Below are 14,733 nucleotides of genomic sequence, written 5' to 3' on the forward strand. Positions count from 1 at the left end.
TTTTCAGCGTTGCGCGGCGGTGAGCGCCGAGCGGCGTTCGATCTTGGCCGCGAGTGTCTTGTCCCAACCATAGGGGTCGGCGCGGAAATTCATCTGGCCGTCTGCGCCCGCATAGGCAGTCCAGTAGAGCAGATAGACTGCCACCTGATCCTCGGGCCTCAGCGGCACCCGCAGCGTCTTGCCCTTGGCCAGCGCCGCGTCGATCTGCTCGGGCTGCCACTGAGGGTCATCGCGCAGCAGCAGGCGCGCAAGCTCGTCGGGCTTCTCGAGCCGGACGCAGCCGTGGCTCTCGAGCCGGCTGAAGCGCGAGAAGGTCGACTGGCTCGGCGTATCGTGCAGATACACTGCATAGGGGTTCTGGAAATCGAACTTGTACAGGCCAAGCGCACTGCTTGGCCCTGGCTGCTGCTGGAGCCGGCGGCCGGCGCCGGTGCCGATGATCTTGTAGTTGTTGCGCGTCAGATAGGCCGTGCCCTTGGGGAAGAGCTCTTTGGTGGCGATGCTGGTCGGCACGTTCCAGGGCGGATTGAGCACGATGGAGTGGATCATCGACTGGAGCATCGGCGTCTCGTTGCCCGGCCGGCCGGTGACTGCCTTCATCGAGAAGATCGCTGCATCGCCCTCGAACACGGTCATCACCGCAGCCGCGATGTTCACCTGGATGCGCTTGGCGGGGAGCTGTGCCGGCAGCCAGCGCCAGCGCTCCATGTTCGCCATGATCTGGCGGACGCGGTCGCGCGCCGGGACGTTGAGCGCGGCGAGCGTCTGCGTGGAGACCACGCCAGTGGGATTGAGGCCATATCGACGCTGCGCGCGCTGGACGGCCGCCTGGAGCTCCGAATCGAACTTGCTGCCCGCTGCGACGACTTCGGGATCCTCGAAGGCCAGCCGCGTGCGCAGCGCCGCGACGCGCGGACCGGTGGCGCCGAGCCCCATGTCGGGTCCGGCGGGGAGGGGTGTCCAGCCGCCGTTCGCGTCGATCGTGCGATAGGTCTCCAGACCCTTCTGGAGCCCGTCATAGCCTGCCCAGGGCGGCGGGAGCGAACGGATCCACTGCGCGACCCGGTCGCGCTTCACGGCGTCCGCAAAGGCCGGCAGCGGGTCATAAGGCTGCGGGCGCAGGCCCCAATCCTCCTGAAAGTCGCTCGTGTCGAGCCGGCCCGAATGGACGGCGCGAGCATAGTCGAGCGCGGCGCGGACCAGCGCGTCGTTTCCCTGCGGCGCGGGCGGCACGCTGCCGTCGTGGCGCAGGCCCTGGGCGAACGAGGCATCGGCGAGCATCTTGCCGAGCTGCTCCGCCTGCGACGTGTTCAGTGTGGGAAGCGGGATGGGCTGCACCGGTGCGGGCACCGGAACGCTCTGGACCGTCGACACGGTCGGAACCGGCTGCGGCGTGATCTGCTGCGCGTTGCCCGGGGCTGCCGCCAGACCGATGCCGACTGCAATCGCCGCGCCGCTACGTGCCAAACTCACTCGCACCAGTAACTTCTCCTTCTCCGGCGGCTATCCGCCTGAATCGAGCCCCTAATAGGCGAATTCGCGCGCCAAGTGCGAGCGCGAATGCCAGAACTGTGCCTAAACTCGCCTGACGATCGCAGCCGGGACGGCGGAAAATGCTCCCCGGACAGCTTCTCAAGCGCGCGGAAAGGCGGCATGGAACGCTGCGCCAGCCGGTGGCCCGCTTCCAATCGAGCGACGCGGGCACCGACAGGAAGGTTACGGGAGAGCAGTTTTGGCCAGTACGAGATCGACCCAGACAACGTTGGCTTATGCCGCGGTCACGACGCTTTTCTTTGCCTGGGGCTTCATCACTTCGCTGATCGATCCGCTGGTCGCCGCCGTGAAGGGCATCTTCACCCTCTCCGATTTCCAGGCGCAGGCCGCCGCCTCCGCCTTCTTCGCGGCCTATGGCGTCATGTCCTTCCCCGCTGCGGCGCTGCTTGCACGGCTGAAGTCGATCCCCACGATCCTAGTCGCCCTCTGTACGATGATCGTTGGCTGCCTGGTGATGCTCGTCGCGGCCAATGTGGCGGTGTTCACGCTGGTGCTGCTCGGCCTGTTCATTCTCGCGAGCGGGATCACGATCCTTCAGGTAGCGGCGAACCCGCTCGCTGCCGCGCTCGGCGATCCGCGGTACAGCCACCTCCGGCTGACGCTCAGCCAGACCTTCAATTCGTTCGGCACCTTCCTCGGGCCGCTGCTCGGAGCGCATCTGTTCCTGCGCGGGCTCGAAGTGAAGGAAGGCACTGCGATCACCGAATCTGTGCGCGCGGACGCGCTCGCGGGGATCGACTCGGCTTATTTCTGGATCTGCGGACTCATCGCGGCGCTGGTGGTGTTCTTCTATCTCAGCCGCCGCATCGTGACCGAGGCCGCGCCCGCACCTTCGGCCGCGGCGCGCGGCAGCATCGGCAGCCTGATCGCCGACGCCTTCTCGTCACGCTGGGCGCTGTTCGGCGGGCTGGCGATCTTCCTCTACGTCGGCGCCGAAGTGGCGATCGGCACCCAGATGGCGCTCTTCCTCAATTCGGACGCGGTATGGGGCCAGTCGGATGCCGCATTCGGGGTCCCGTTGCTCGGCTTCGCGATGGGCAGCGACGGCGTGCCGGGTGTTTCGCTTCAGGAGGCCGGCAAGGCAGTCGCCTTCTATTGGCTCGGCGCGATGGTCGGCCGCGCGATCGGATCGGCGCTGCTCGCCATGTTCCGCGCCTCGGTGCTGCTCGCGATCTTCACTGCGATCGCCGCGGCGATGTGCCTCTATGTCGTCGCGGTGGGCGGCGTGACCGCCGGGTTTGTCGCACTGGCGATCGGGCTGTTCAACTCGATCATGTTCCCGGTGATCTTCACTCTCACGCTCGAGCGTTCGAGCGCGAGCGAGGAAGCGACCTCGGGGCTGCTCTGCACCGCGATCATCGGCGGTGCATTCCTGCCGCTGCTCGTGGGCCGCGTGTCTGACGCAAGCAGCTATTCGACTGCGCTGATCGTACCCGCCGCCTGCTATCTGGTGCTCTGTCTGTTTGCGATCGCGGCAGGCCGGGCACGGGTACTACGCGGGCAGGACGAGCTGGGGCCGTCGATTCACTGAGGCGCGGCGGCGTGGACAATATTCTCAGACAAATGGGGCTTCACGCGGCGCCGCTTTGAGCTAAGCTCCTTCCAGCGGGGCGGACCCCGCCCGAGGAGAGAGCCATGCGAATCACGCGCCGCGACGTTGCGGTGGCGCTTGGAGCGGCGCTGTGTACCTGCGCCGCCGGTGCCTTCGCCCAAGGGCAGAAGCCAGTGCTCGGCCCGGCCGTGTGGGACTGGGCCAAGCTCGACGCGAAACCTACCGAGGTGGGAGCGCTGCGGGATCTCGTCCGCCAGCCCACCGCGACGCTCGACGAGCTCGAGATGCATGTCACCACGCTCAATCCCGGGCTGGCCTCGCACCCGCCGCACACCCATCCCAACGAAGAGCTGGTGATCGTCCGCGAAGGCACCGTGGAGGTGCTGAACGGCGGAAGCCGGAAGCGCCTTGGCCCCGGCTCCGTCATCTTCAATGCTTCCAATTCGCCGCACGCGCTGCGCAATGTGGGCGACACGCCTGCGACCTATCACGTGATCAACTGGAAGACTCCAGCCACGCCGAGCAACTGAATGAGATCAGGGAGAGAAGCTGCATGGACCCGTTCGACCGCCGTTCGATGCTGATGGGAGCCGGCATGGCCGGGCTGATGTCGGGGCTGCCCGCCGAGGCCTTCGCGCAGTCCACTACTCAGGGTAACGCCCCGTCGGCATCACAGGCGCCCGCCGGCCCCGAGCCCGGCGTGAAGCACCGGATAAACTTCGGCGTGATCGGGCTCGACCATGCGCACATCTACGGCATGACCGACGCGATGATCCGCGGCGGCGGGACGCCCACAGCCTTCTTTGCCACCGATCCGGCGCAGATTGCGCTATTCCAGAAGCGCTACGGCAACGGAGTCCGGCTTGCGCGCAGCGAGGAGGAGATCCTTGGCGACAAGTCGATCAAGCTGATCGCCGGCGCGCCGATTCCGGATCTGCGCGCGCCACTCGGCATCCGCGCGATGCGTGCAGGCAAGGACTATCTCGGCGACAAGCCCGCGATCACCAGTCTCGAACAGCTCGCGGAGGTGCGGCGCGCAGTGAAGGAGACCGGGCGCAAGTTCGCGATCATGTATTCGGAACGGCTCGAGGTGCGCGCGGCGGTCCATGCCGGGCAGCTGGTCGACCAGGGGCGGATCGGCAAGGTGATCCAGACGGTCAATCTCGCCCCTCATCGCATCAGTGCGCCGAGCCGCCCGGAGTGGTTCTGGGACAAGGCCCGCTACGGCGGCATCCTGACCGACATCGGCAGCCACCAGGCGGATCAGTTCCTCTATTACACCCGCTCCACCAGCGCGCACGTCGTGGCCGCACAGACCGGCAATCTCCACCACCCCGACAAGCCCAAGTTCGAGGATTTCGGCGACATGATCGCCACCGGCAACGGCGGCACCGGCTATATCCGCGTCGATTGGTTCACGCCGGACGGGTTGCCGACCTGGGGTGACGGCCGCCTCTTCCTGCTCGGTACCGAGGGCTACATCGAGCTGCGCAAATATGTCGACATCGCCGGGCGGCCGGGGGGCAACCACCTGCTCGTCGCCGACAAGAAGGGCGTCGAATACATCGATTGCTCGAAGGTCCATCTGCCGTTCGGCCCCCAGTTCGTGACCGACATCGTCGAGCGCAGTTCGATCGCACAGGATCAGGACCAGGCGCTGCTCGCCGCCGAGCTGGTGCTGACGGCGCAGAAGAACGCGACGCGGCCGGTCACGGCCCGAGCGGGGGAGAGAAGATGAAGCTTTCAAGACGCGGCATTCTCAAGACTGGCGCGGCAGTTGCTGCGCCGATGATCGTCCCGGCCAGCGTGTTCGGGCAGAACGCCCCATCCAACCGGATCGCGATCGGCGCCATCGGCGTCGGGCGGATCTCGCGTGGGCACGACATGAAGGAAGTGCTCAAGCACAGCGACGCGCAGATCGTCGCCGTATGCGACGTCGATTCGATCCGCCTCGGCGCCGGCAAGGAGCTGGTCGATGCGCATTATGCGGCGAAGACGGGCAAGCCCTATTCCGCGACGAAAATGTACGAAGAGTATCGCGAGCTGCTTGCGAGCAAGGAGATCGACGCCGTCCTGATCTCCACGCCCGATCACCATCATGCGCCGCAGGCCGTGCATGCGGTGCGGGCGGGCAAGGACGTGTATCTCCAGAAGCCCGCCGCGCTGACGATCGCCGAAGGGCGGGCGATGGCCGATGCAGTGAAGGCGTCCGGCCGGGTGCTTCAGATCGGCTCGCAGCAGCGCGCGCAGGAGCCCTGGCCGCAGTTCCATCGTGCCTGCGAGCTGGTCCGCAACGGCCGCATCGGCAATCTCCGCCATGTCGAGGTGGGGCTTCCAGGCGATCCTTCGGGTCCGGAGGCGCCCGCGATGCCGATCCCACGCAACCTCAACTATGATGCATGGCTCGGCACCACTCCTGAAGTCTATTACACCGAAATGCGCGTCCATCCGCAGGACTCGTTCGAGAATCGGCCGGGTTGGCTGCGCTGCGAGCAGTTCGGCGCCGGGATGATCACCGGCTGGGGATCGCACCATATCGACACTGCCCATTGGGGCATGGACATGGAGCATTCCGGACCGGTCGAGGTGTGGGGCAAGGCCGAGTTCCCCAAGAGCGGACTGTGGGACGTGCACGGTGCGTTCGAGACGCACGCGCGCTATGCCAATGGCGTGACGATGAAGGTTTCCGGCGCGCTGCCCAACGGCGTGAAGTTCATCGGCGATCGCGGCTGGATCTTCGTGACTCGTAGCGGGGCGGTGACGCCTTCCGATCCCTCCAGTGCGCAGATCGACCCGCTCGTCGCCAGCGATCCCAAGATATTGACCAGTGTGATCGGCCCCAATGAAGTGCATCTGCTCAAGGTGCCCGAGCAGCACCGCAACTGGCTCGACGCGATTCGCACCGGCGTTCCGGTAAGCGCGCCGGCCGAGGTCGGCCATCGTGGCTGCTCGACCTGCCTCCTGCACTGGACGGCGATGAAGACCGGACGGCGGCTGAAATGGGATCCCAAGGTCGAGCGCTTCATCGGCGACGAGGAGGCTAATGCGATGCTCAGTCGGCCGCAGCGCGCGCGATACGCCATCTGATCCGCTCCCCATTGCGGTTGGAATCGCCGCCCGGCCAGCATAGAGCCGGGCTCGGCCAGGCTAAGGGGAGAGACAGATGATCCGCACCGGACTGATCGGCTTCGGGCTCGGCGGGACTGCGTTCCACGCACCGCTGGTGACGGCGGTGGACGGGCTCGATCTCGTCGCCGTCGCCACGCGCAAGGCAGAGGCCGTCGCGGCGAGCTATCCGAACGCGGCGGTGACCACGCCCGAGGCGCTGATCGCCGATCCGGACATCGCGCTGGTCATCGTATCAACGCCGAACGACACGCATTTCCCGCTCGCCCGGGCAGCGCTCCAGGCCGGCAAGCATGTGGTGATCGACAAGCCGTTCGCGAACAGCGTGGAGGAGGCCCGGCAGCTGATCGATCTGGCGGCGGAGCGCGGCCGGCTGGTCATTCCGTTCCATAACCGCCGCTGGGACAGCGATTTCCTCACGGTCCGCAAGTTGCTTGGAAGCGGCCGGCTGGGCGAGGTGCTGTTGTTCGAGGCGCATTGGGACCGTTTCCGCCCCGAGCTTGCGCAGCCCTGGAAGGAATCGCTCGCTGCCGGCTCGGGCCAGCTCCCCGACCTCGGCTCGCACATGATCGACCAGGTACTGCTGCTCTTCGGCACACCTGAAGCGATCAGCGCCGATCTCGCCGTCCAGCGGGTGGGCGGCGAAGTGGACGACTATTTCGCTCTCACGCTCCACTATGGAGAGCGCCGCGCCATTCTCTCCTCTTCGCGGCTGATTGCCTCACCGCGGCCCCGCTTCGGCATTCACGGCCGCGAAGGGAGCTTCGTGAAGTTCGGCCTCGACCCGCAGGAAGCCGCAGTGCGAGCGGGCGGGAAGGTCACCGATTCCGCGCACGGTATCGAAGATCCGTCGATCCAGGGCGTGCTCACGCTCGGCGACGGTACGCGCGAGACGATCGTTTCCGAGCGCGGCGACTATCGCCGCTTCTACGCCGGCGTCGCCGAGGCGATTAGAATAGGCGGTCCGCCACCCGTGCGCCCCGAAGACGCGCTGACGGGGCTCGAGCTGATCGAACTTGCGCGCCGGAGTGCCGGAGAGGGGCGTCGGCTGGGCTTTTCCTGAAGTCGCAGTGTCGGCGCGTTCCAACAGCCAAGCTCCGGCCTGGTATTTAGACGGTATAGTCAAGCGCGTATCGGTGCATTAACAATGGCTTGTCCTGGACCAGTCTCGCGCCCGGTCCATGGCGCCTTATGGCGACTTACAGGCTTTTACGTAGGTTCGCGTGTAGCCAGCGTCCGATATGCCACGCTACCCCCGAACTTCGGGAAACTGAGGACTTTCGATGCTGAGCCTGCTCGCCACTGTCTCGAATGGCAATGCGTCGCAGCCGGGGCTCGGCTCGATCGGAAGCATCGCTTTCGCGGCTGCCGCGCTTGCTTATCTGGCGTGTGCGCTGGCGCTGGTGGTCCTCGTCCGCCGCCGCCCCGATCTCGCCTTTCGCAAGGTTTACCTGTGCTTCGCCGGGGGTGCTCTGGCCGCGGGGTTGTCGCACGCCGCGGCCGTAGGGCTGCAGTGGCAACCATTCCCGGCAGTCCTGACCGGGCTCGCGGTGGTAGCAGCGTTGATCTCGATCGTCGGCGCGATCGCGCTCTGGGCGCTGGTTCCGAAGGTGCTCGTCATGCCTTCGGCCGAGTCATTGAAGGCGACGAACGAAGAGCTTGCCGGAATGCTCGAGGAGCGCGACGCCGCCCTCGACGAATTGCGCGCGCAGATCGTGCAGCGCGAGCAGGCCGAGGCGGCGCTCCTTCAGGCGCAGAGGCTGGAGGCGGTGGGGCAGCTCACCAGCGGTGTCGCACATGATTTCAACAATCTGCTCCAGGCGGTGGCGGGCAATCTGGAGCTGATCGCGCGCAAGCCCGGCGACGAGGATCGCGTGGTGCGCTGGAGCGCAAGCGCTCTCAACGCCGTCGAGCGGGGACGCGCGCTGACTCGTCAGCTTCTCGCCTTTTCACGCAAGCAGCAGCGGCAAGTCACTTCGATCCGGCTTGTCGAGTTGATCGCAGGCATGAAGGATCTGATCGAGCGGGCGGTGGCGCCGCTCAGCCAGGTCCGCGTCGATCCTATCGATCCGTCGCTCAACATCGAAGCCGATCCGCTCCAGCTCGAACTTGCGGTGCTCAACCTGGCATTCAACGCACGCGACGCGATGCCGGAGGGAGGCACGCTCACGCTTTCGGCTGCGCGCCACAGCGGTGATCCCGCGTCGGGTGTGCCGGAGGGCGAGTATGTGGCGTTGACGATCCGCGACACCGGGATCGGCATGCCGCCGGAGGTGCTCGCGCGCGCGCCCGAGCCCTTTTTCACCACCAAGGGGGAGGGCACCGGCATGGGGCTCGCGATGGTGGCTGGCGCACTCCGTGAAAGCGGGGGGTCGCTTAGGATCGAGAGCGAGCCTGGCGGGGGCACGGCGATCACGCTGTTGCTGCGAGTCGCAAAGCTGGAACCGCGGCGTGAGGTGGAGGACGATGCCCGCAACGATCATCGGGCCGACCTCCACGGCTGCTCGATCGCGCTGATCGACGACGATCCCCAGGTCCGCGCCACGCTGGCCGAGATGCTCCGCGGCGCCGGAGCTGAGGTGCGGGAAGCCGGTGAGGGCGCGGAGGGACTGGCGCTGGTCCACGAGCGGAGGCCCGACCTGGTGGTGGTGGATTTCGCAATGCCGGGAATGAGCGGAGCCGAAGTCGCGCGGGCGGTACACGAGGTCCACCCAGGCCTTCGCATATTGGTGGTGACCGGGTTCGCTGAATCGCAGAAGCTCGATGGCATCGCGGGTCCGGATGTAACGATGCTCCGCAAGCCGTTCGAATCGCACGAACTGCTCTGCCGCGTCACGGAGATGCTCGGGCGCTAGCCGGTCAGGGCAGTGCTTTTTGCAGTTCTTCGATCCAGGCGGTCGCCACGCTGTCCGAAGGGGCGCGCCAGTCGCCGCGCGGGCTCAGCGCACCGCCGGCCGACACCTTGGGCCCGTTCGGGAGCGCCGAGCGCTTGAACTGGCTCGTCTGGAAGAAGCGGAACAGGAACACTTCGAGCCACTTGGCGATCGTGGCGAGGTCGTACTGGTTGCGCCCGGCTTCCGGGAAATCGATCGGCCAGAGCCCGGCCTCGCGATCGCGCCAGGCATGCCAGGCGAGGAAGGCGATCTTCGACGGCCGCAGGCCGTGACGTATGGTGTAGTGAAGGAAGAAGTCGTGGAGCTCATAGGGGCCGATACGGTCCTGGGTGCTCTGCATCTTGCCTTCGGCATCGGCAGGCACGAGCTCGGGAGAAATCTCGGTATCGAGGATCGCGGTGAGCACGTCGGCCGCTTCGCCGGTAAACTGGCCGGTCTGCACCGTCCAGCGGATCAGATACTGAATCAGCGTCTTGGGCACGCCCGCGTTCACGCCATAGTGGCTCATCTGGTCGCCTACGCCATAGGTGCACCAGCCAAGCGCCAGCTCCGAAAGGTCGCCGGTGCCCACCACGAACCCCTGCCGCTGGTTGGCCAGGCGGAAGAGATAGTCGGTGCGGAGGCCCGCCTGGACGTTCTCGAAGGTCACGTCATAGACCGGCTCACCCTGGGCGAAGGGATGGCCCATGTCGGTTAGCATCTGCCGCGCGGCCGGGCGAATGTCGATCTCCTCGCCGGTGACGCCGAGCGCCCGCATCAATGCCCAGGCGTTGGACTTGGTGGCTTCGCCGGTCGCGAATCCCGGCATGGTGAAGCCGAGGATCTCCGAACGCGGGCGCCCGAGCCGGTCCATCGCCTTGCATGCGACGATCAGCGCGTGGGTGGAATCGAGCCCGCCCGAGATGCCGATGACGAGGTGCTTGCTTCCGGTCGCCGCGAGCCGCTTGCGCAGACCCTCCACCTGGATGTTGAATGCCTCGTAGCAATCCTCCTCAAGCCGGGCCGGGGCGTTGGGCACGAAGGGGAAGCGGCGGAGGCGGCGGACCAGCCCGCGGTCGGCGAAATCCGGCTCGTGGGCGAAGGCGATGCGGCGGAAATTGGTCTCGGGATCGCCGGCGGCGCGGGCATTGTCGTTGAACGTCCCGTTGCGCATCCTCTCCAGCCGCAGGCGCTCGAGATCGAGGTCGGCGTAGACGATGCTCGTGCTCAGCTCGAAGCGTTCGGACGCGGCGAGCAGCTCGCCCAGCTCATAGATCAGCCCCTGGCCGTCCCAGGCAAGGTCGGTCGTGCTCTCGCCGGGACCCGCGGCCGAATAGACATAAGCCGACAGCGCCCGTGCAGATTGCGAGGCGCAGAGCAGCTCGCGCTCGCGGCCCTTGCCGATGACGATGTTGGAAGCGGAGAGGTTGCAGAGCACCAGCGCACCCGCCAGCGCGCCCTCGGTCGAGGGCGGGGAGGGGGCCCAATAATCCTCGCAGATCTCGATGTGGAAGACGAAGTCCTGCAGGTCCGAGGCGGCGAAGATCAGGTCGGCGCCGAAGGGGACGGTCTGGCCGGCGACGCTGATCTCCAGCCCTTCGAGGCCGAGGCCGGAGGCGAACCAGCGCTTCTCATAATATTCGCGGTAATTGGGAAGATACTGCTTGGGCACCACACCCAGGATGCGGCCGCGGGCGATCGCCAGCGCGCAATTGTAGAGACGGCCGTTGCGGCGGAGCGCCGCGCCGACCAGGAGGACGGGCTTCAGCCGGGCGCTCGCCTCGATGATCGCCGCGATGCCCGCTTCGGTCGCGTCGAGCAGCGCGTCTTGGAGGTGCAGGTCGTCGATCGCATAGCTGGTGACGTTGAGCTCGGGGAAGACGAGCAGGTCCGCGCCCTCGGCATCACCGGCCTTGGCGAGGTCGATCGTCGCCTGCGCGTTAGCGGCGGGATCGCCGACAGTGGTGACCGGCGTGCAGACCCCGGCGCGGATCATCCCGTGGCGGTGCAGTGCGTAGAAGGGGTGGGATTTGGCCATCAAAGCGCCTCCGCCAGCATCTCGAGCCCGACGCGCATACACTCGATCCGCACCGCGCCGCGGCCCACATCGCCGAAATGCGCTTCGCGGTGCGCGGTCGGCCGGCCCTCCCGGGCACAGCCGAAGTGGACCAGCCCCGGTTCGTCCCCGTTTCCACCGGGACCGGCAAATCCGGTTACCGACAGCGCAATGTCCGCCTTGCTGGCCCGCAATGCGCCCTCCGCCATTGCCACGGCGACGGCGGCGCTCACCGGTCCCTCACGTTCGATCAGTTCGGCCGGGACGCCGAGCAATTCCGATTTGGCTTCATTGGTGTAGACGACGAACCCGCGTTCGAAGGCATGGCTGGCGCCTTCGACGTCGGTGAGAAGCGAGGCGAGCAGCCCTCCGGTGCAGCTTTCGGCGGTGGCGATGCTGAGCTCCTTGTCGCACGCCTTCTCGAGCAGGGTGCGGGCAGCGCGGTCGACATCGTCCGGCAGCACGGGGGAGAGCGTTTCGGTCATGCAATGGTCCTAGTCCGGGGTGAGGCCAAGTGCCAACCCCGACAGACCCGGATCGATCCCAAAATGCGGATCAGGCCTTGGCGGCGTAGATCATCCGGCCGGGGCCGAGCCGCTCGAAAAGCCGCGCCAGCTCGCGCTGGCCGACGGCGAAGCAGCCCTGGCTGCGGCCGAGTTTGCCGTGCTGGCTGACGACCTCAGGGTTCGCATACCAGGCGGAGTGGACGACGATCGCACGATCATAGGCATTGTTGTTCGTCGGATCGAGGCCGAGCAGGCGCTGCGAATCCCCGTGCTTGCCGACATAATAATCGGCGGTGAGGAACGCGCCCTCGGAGGTCGCTTCCGAACCCATGTCGTTCGAGAAATGCTGGAGCATGCCGGTGTGGCCGGGATCCGAGCCGATACCGTGCGAGACGAGGAAGCTCTGAACCTCGCCGGTGCCCATGTTGACCACATAGAAGCGCGCTTCAGCCGAAGGACGCGAGAAATCGGCGATTGCGATGCGGTCATGCGAGGGAACGCGGAACGAGTGGCGATCGAGCGCGGCAACGGCCTTCTTGAACAGCTCGGGCCGGACGCCGGTGGGCATCGGACGCGCAGTCGCCACTGCAGGCGCCTTGGGGATCGGGGCGACGGGTGGCGGCACCGGAATGGGCGCAGCCGCCATCTCGACGGTTCGGGAAGTGCACGAGGAAAGCAGCGCTCCGCCGGCGACGGTCAACGCGCCCCTCAGCAATGCGCGGCGCGACTGCGCCGTGTCGAGACTGTCGTTCAGCAAACCTTTTGCCCGCTTCGTTGCTCTAATCATCCTTATAGCAAAATAGTTTGTGCCAATGTTTGAACAAGTTGCACCATTTCTGCAATTGGGCGCAGGTTCGGCTCGCTTCGCCGTAAACCCTCTTCGATCGGTGATTCCATAACCGGGGGGAGATCTCCGAGTTGGCCGCCTGGCACCAATGCGTGTGTGCCACGTTGACTCCCGTGAGAGCGCGCGTTTCGCGCGACGGACGGAGAAGGACAATGAACACCGGCCTACGCGCCGGGATCGCTGCCGGCCTACTCATGGTGCTTCCGGCATTGCCTGCAGCCGGCCAAAGCACTGTCCAGGTGGTGCAGCCCGACGTGCTGCCGCTCGAGCCCGGTAGATTCGTGTGGCACGAGAAGCCGGCGCAGATCGCCGCGAGCACCTCGGCCGAGCCGGTGTCGTTCGTGGTGAGCCTGCTGGCGCAACGCGGCTATCTCTACCGCGGCGGATCGCTGCTTGCCGAAACCACGGTGTCGACGGGTACGCCCGGCTATGACACGCCGACCGGCGAGTTCACGATCCTGCAGAAGCGGAAATTCCATCGCTCGAACCTCTACAGCGATGCGCCCATGCCCTATATGCAGCGCCTCACCTGGGACGGGATCGCGCTGCACGGCGGCGAAGTCCCCGGCTATCCGGCGTCGCACGGCTGCATCCGCCTGCCGCCCAAGTTCGCGAGGCAATTGTTCGACCTCACCGAACTCGGCGGCAGGGTCACGGTGGTATATGACCTCTCGGAAGCGGCCGAGCCCTATAAGGCACCGCTGCCAGGTTCCCAGCTTGCCGGTCCTGCCGACGGACTGGAAGTCGCAGGCGCAGACTAATCCGATTGCCGGGCGTCGAAGCTGCGCCGCGCTGCTTCGATTTGCTCCAGACTCGCCTCCGCCCACAGCCACACGCTGCAGAAGGCGGCGCCGAGGCTGAAGCCGAGCTCGGTGAGACGATATTCGACGCGCGGCGGGATCACCGGATGGACGGTGCGCACGACCAGCCCGTCCCGCTCCATCTGGCGCAGCGTCTGGGTGAGCATCTTCTGGCTGATGCCAGGCACCAGCTTTCCGATCCGGGTGAAGCGCAACTCGCCGTGATCGGCGAGCACCTCGAGAATCAGCATAGTCCATTTGTCGGCGACGCGACCGATCACTTCGGTGACGAGCGCGTCGACCGCCGGATCGCTGTCGGGCCATGGCTTGGAGACCGGCAGGGCTTCGGTCATTCGACACTCTCCATCGGGTAAGTATAAATCTTTTCGGTGCCTTCTTCCGTCGGGAGAGTAGCGCAATACATCGGCGGCTGACAGCCTTGCGAAGGAGACGACTCATGAAGCTCAGCGGCAACACCATCCTCATCACCGGCGGCGGTTCGGGCATCGGCGAGGCGCTCGCACACCGTTTCCACGACCTCGGCAACGCGGTGATCGTCGCGGGACGCAGGCTCGACACGCTGGAGCAGGCGGCGGCGGGCCGCGAGAGGATCTTTCCGATGCAGCTCGACGTGGAAAGCAGCGAGGGAGTCGAGGATTTTGCGCGGCGATTGCTCGTCGAGCACCCGGCGCTCAACGTGCTGATCAACAATGCCGGCATCATGCGCTTCGAGCCGCTCGATACGCGGCGCGACCTGGCGGATGCCGAGGCGACGATCACCACCAATCTGCTCGGCCCGATCCGGCTGACCAATGCGCTGATCGACCATCTGATCGCGCAGCCCGATTCGGCGATCGTCAACGTCACTTCGGGCCTCGCCTTCGTGCCGCTGATCGACGCCCCGACGTACAACGCGACCAAGGCGGCGATCCACAGCTACACCGTGGCGATGCGCGAGGCGCTGAAGGGCCGGGTGGAAGTGATTGAACTGGCGCCGCCCGCGGTGCAGACCGGGCTGACGCCGGGGCAGGAGAGCCGCCCGGGCTATCAGCCGCTCGAGGAGTTCACCGACGAAGTGACAGCGCTGTTCCAGCAGCAGCCGACGCCGGGCGAGATACTGGTCGAGCGGGTCCGCTTCCTGCGCAATGCCGAGGCGGAGGGGCGGTTCGACCAGACGGTGGCCCAGCTCAACGAGTTCGCCCGGGCGGCGCGCCAAGGGCACTAGCGCGGGCAGCGGTTGACCTGCTTGACTCGTTTGCGCCTTTTTGCGGGAGGGGTAAAAATGGCAACGCATTGATTTGCAAGCATAAGGTGCGAAAACGCTTGACGCGACGCGCCACCGACGCGGCAGGTACGCTACACCGACGCTACACCGACGCTACACCGACGCTACACCGACGCTACACCGACGCTACACCG

The 14,733-nt window shown here is 66.3% G+C and carries 13 protein-coding genes; 8 read left to right on the plus strand and 5 right to left on the minus strand.

The window, feature by feature from the left end; genetic code table 11:
• Nucleotides 1–3 precede the first annotated feature (3 nt).
• The gene (locus tag ACMGDH_RS18085) at nucleotides 4–1,479 is read right to left on the minus strand and encodes a L,D-transpeptidase family protein (protein ID WP_436829382.1); all 1,476 of its coding nucleotides are present in this window, start codon (nucleotides 1,477–1,479) and stop codon (nucleotides 4–6) included.
• 253 nt (nucleotides 1,480–1,732) lie between these two features.
• Here ACMGDH_RS18085 and ACMGDH_RS18090 point away from each other — a divergent pair, with 253 nt between their 5' ends.
• The 6 genes from ACMGDH_RS18090 to ACMGDH_RS18115 all read left to right on the plus strand — a co-directional run bounded on the left by ACMGDH_RS18090 (nucleotide 1,733) and on the right by ACMGDH_RS18115 (nucleotide 9,087).
• Complete coding sequence (locus ACMGDH_RS18090) at nucleotides 1,733–3,085, plus strand: MFS transporter (RefSeq protein ID WP_436829383.1); 1,353 nt, start codon at nucleotides 1,733–1,735, stop codon at nucleotides 3,083–3,085.
• 104 nt (nucleotides 3,086–3,189) lie between these two features.
• Nucleotides 3,190–3,636, plus strand: coding sequence for a cupin domain-containing protein (locus ACMGDH_RS18095; RefSeq protein ID WP_436829384.1), 447 nt, complete (start codon nucleotides 3,190–3,192; stop codon nucleotides 3,634–3,636).
• Nucleotides 3,637–3,659: 23 nt separating this feature from the next.
• Nucleotides 3,660–4,844 carry a Gfo/Idh/MocA family protein gene (locus tag ACMGDH_RS18100; protein ID WP_436829385.1) on the plus strand — a complete coding sequence of 395 codons (1,185 nt, stop codon included), beginning with the start codon at nucleotides 3,660–3,662 and terminating at the stop codon, nucleotides 4,842–4,844.
• On the plus strand, nucleotides 4,841–6,193 hold the full coding sequence (locus tag ACMGDH_RS18105; RefSeq protein WP_436829386.1) for a Gfo/Idh/MocA family protein: 1,353 nt from the start codon (nucleotides 4,841–4,843) through the stop codon (nucleotides 6,191–6,193). The genes ACMGDH_RS18100 and ACMGDH_RS18105 overlap by 4 nt, the downstream gene beginning before the upstream one ends.
• Nucleotides 6,194–6,269: 76 nt before the next feature.
• Nucleotides 6,270–7,295 (plus strand): oxidoreductase, encoded by a 1,026-nt coding sequence (locus ACMGDH_RS18110; protein WP_436829387.1) that lies wholly within the window; start codon nucleotides 6,270–6,272, stop codon nucleotides 7,293–7,295.
• Between the two features lie 220 nt (nucleotides 7,296–7,515).
• Complete coding sequence (locus ACMGDH_RS18115; protein WP_436829388.1) at nucleotides 7,516–9,087, plus strand: ATP-binding protein; 1,572 nt, start codon at nucleotides 7,516–7,518, stop codon at nucleotides 9,085–9,087.
• A 4-nt stretch (nucleotides 9,088–9,091) separates the two neighbouring features.
• Here the strand turns inward: ACMGDH_RS18115 and ACMGDH_RS18120 are convergent, their stop codons facing one another.
• The 3 genes from ACMGDH_RS18120 to ACMGDH_RS18130 form a co-directional block, all read right to left on the minus strand.
• A complete protein-coding gene (locus tag ACMGDH_RS18120; protein WP_436829389.1) occupies nucleotides 9,092–11,143 on the minus strand; it encodes an NAD(+) synthase in 2,052 nt (683 codons plus the stop codon).
• Complete coding sequence (locus ACMGDH_RS18125) at nucleotides 11,143–11,646, minus strand: CinA family protein (protein WP_436829390.1); 504 nt, start codon at nucleotides 11,644–11,646, stop codon at nucleotides 11,143–11,145. Before ACMGDH_RS18125 ends, ACMGDH_RS18120 begins: the two co-directional genes overlap by 1 nt.
• A gap of 70 nt (nucleotides 11,647–11,716) precedes the next feature.
• A complete protein-coding gene (locus ACMGDH_RS18130; protein ID WP_436829394.1) occupies nucleotides 11,717–12,421 on the minus strand; it encodes a murein L,D-transpeptidase catalytic domain family protein in 705 nt (234 codons plus the stop codon).
• A gap of 245 nt (nucleotides 12,422–12,666) precedes the next feature.
• Between ACMGDH_RS18130 and ACMGDH_RS18135 the strand changes: the two genes are divergently transcribed.
• Nucleotides 12,667–13,275, plus strand: coding sequence for a L,D-transpeptidase family protein (locus tag ACMGDH_RS18135; protein WP_436829391.1), 609 nt, complete (start codon nucleotides 12,667–12,669; stop codon nucleotides 13,273–13,275).
• On the opposite strand, the gene ACMGDH_RS18140 is transcribed toward ACMGDH_RS18135, so the two are convergent.
• Nucleotides 13,272–13,667 (minus strand): winged helix-turn-helix transcriptional regulator, encoded by a 396-nt coding sequence (locus ACMGDH_RS18140; protein WP_436829392.1) that lies wholly within the window; start codon nucleotides 13,665–13,667, stop codon nucleotides 13,272–13,274. The two genes, ACMGDH_RS18135 and ACMGDH_RS18140, sit on opposite strands and share 4 nt — an antisense overlap.
• A 104-nt stretch (nucleotides 13,668–13,771) precedes the next feature.
• Between ACMGDH_RS18140 and ACMGDH_RS18145 the strand changes: the two genes are divergently transcribed.
• Nucleotides 13,772–14,539 (plus strand): SDR family oxidoreductase, encoded by a 768-nt coding sequence (locus tag ACMGDH_RS18145; protein ID WP_436829393.1) that lies wholly within the window; start codon nucleotides 13,772–13,774, stop codon nucleotides 14,537–14,539.
• The last annotated feature ends 194 nt before the right edge of the window (nucleotides 14,540–14,733 follow it).

It is taken from the genome of Sphingomonas radicis (genome assembly GCF_051400635.1).
In the GTDB taxonomy this organism is placed as follows: domain Bacteria; phylum Pseudomonadota; class Alphaproteobacteria; order Sphingomonadales; family Sphingomonadaceae; genus Sphingomonas.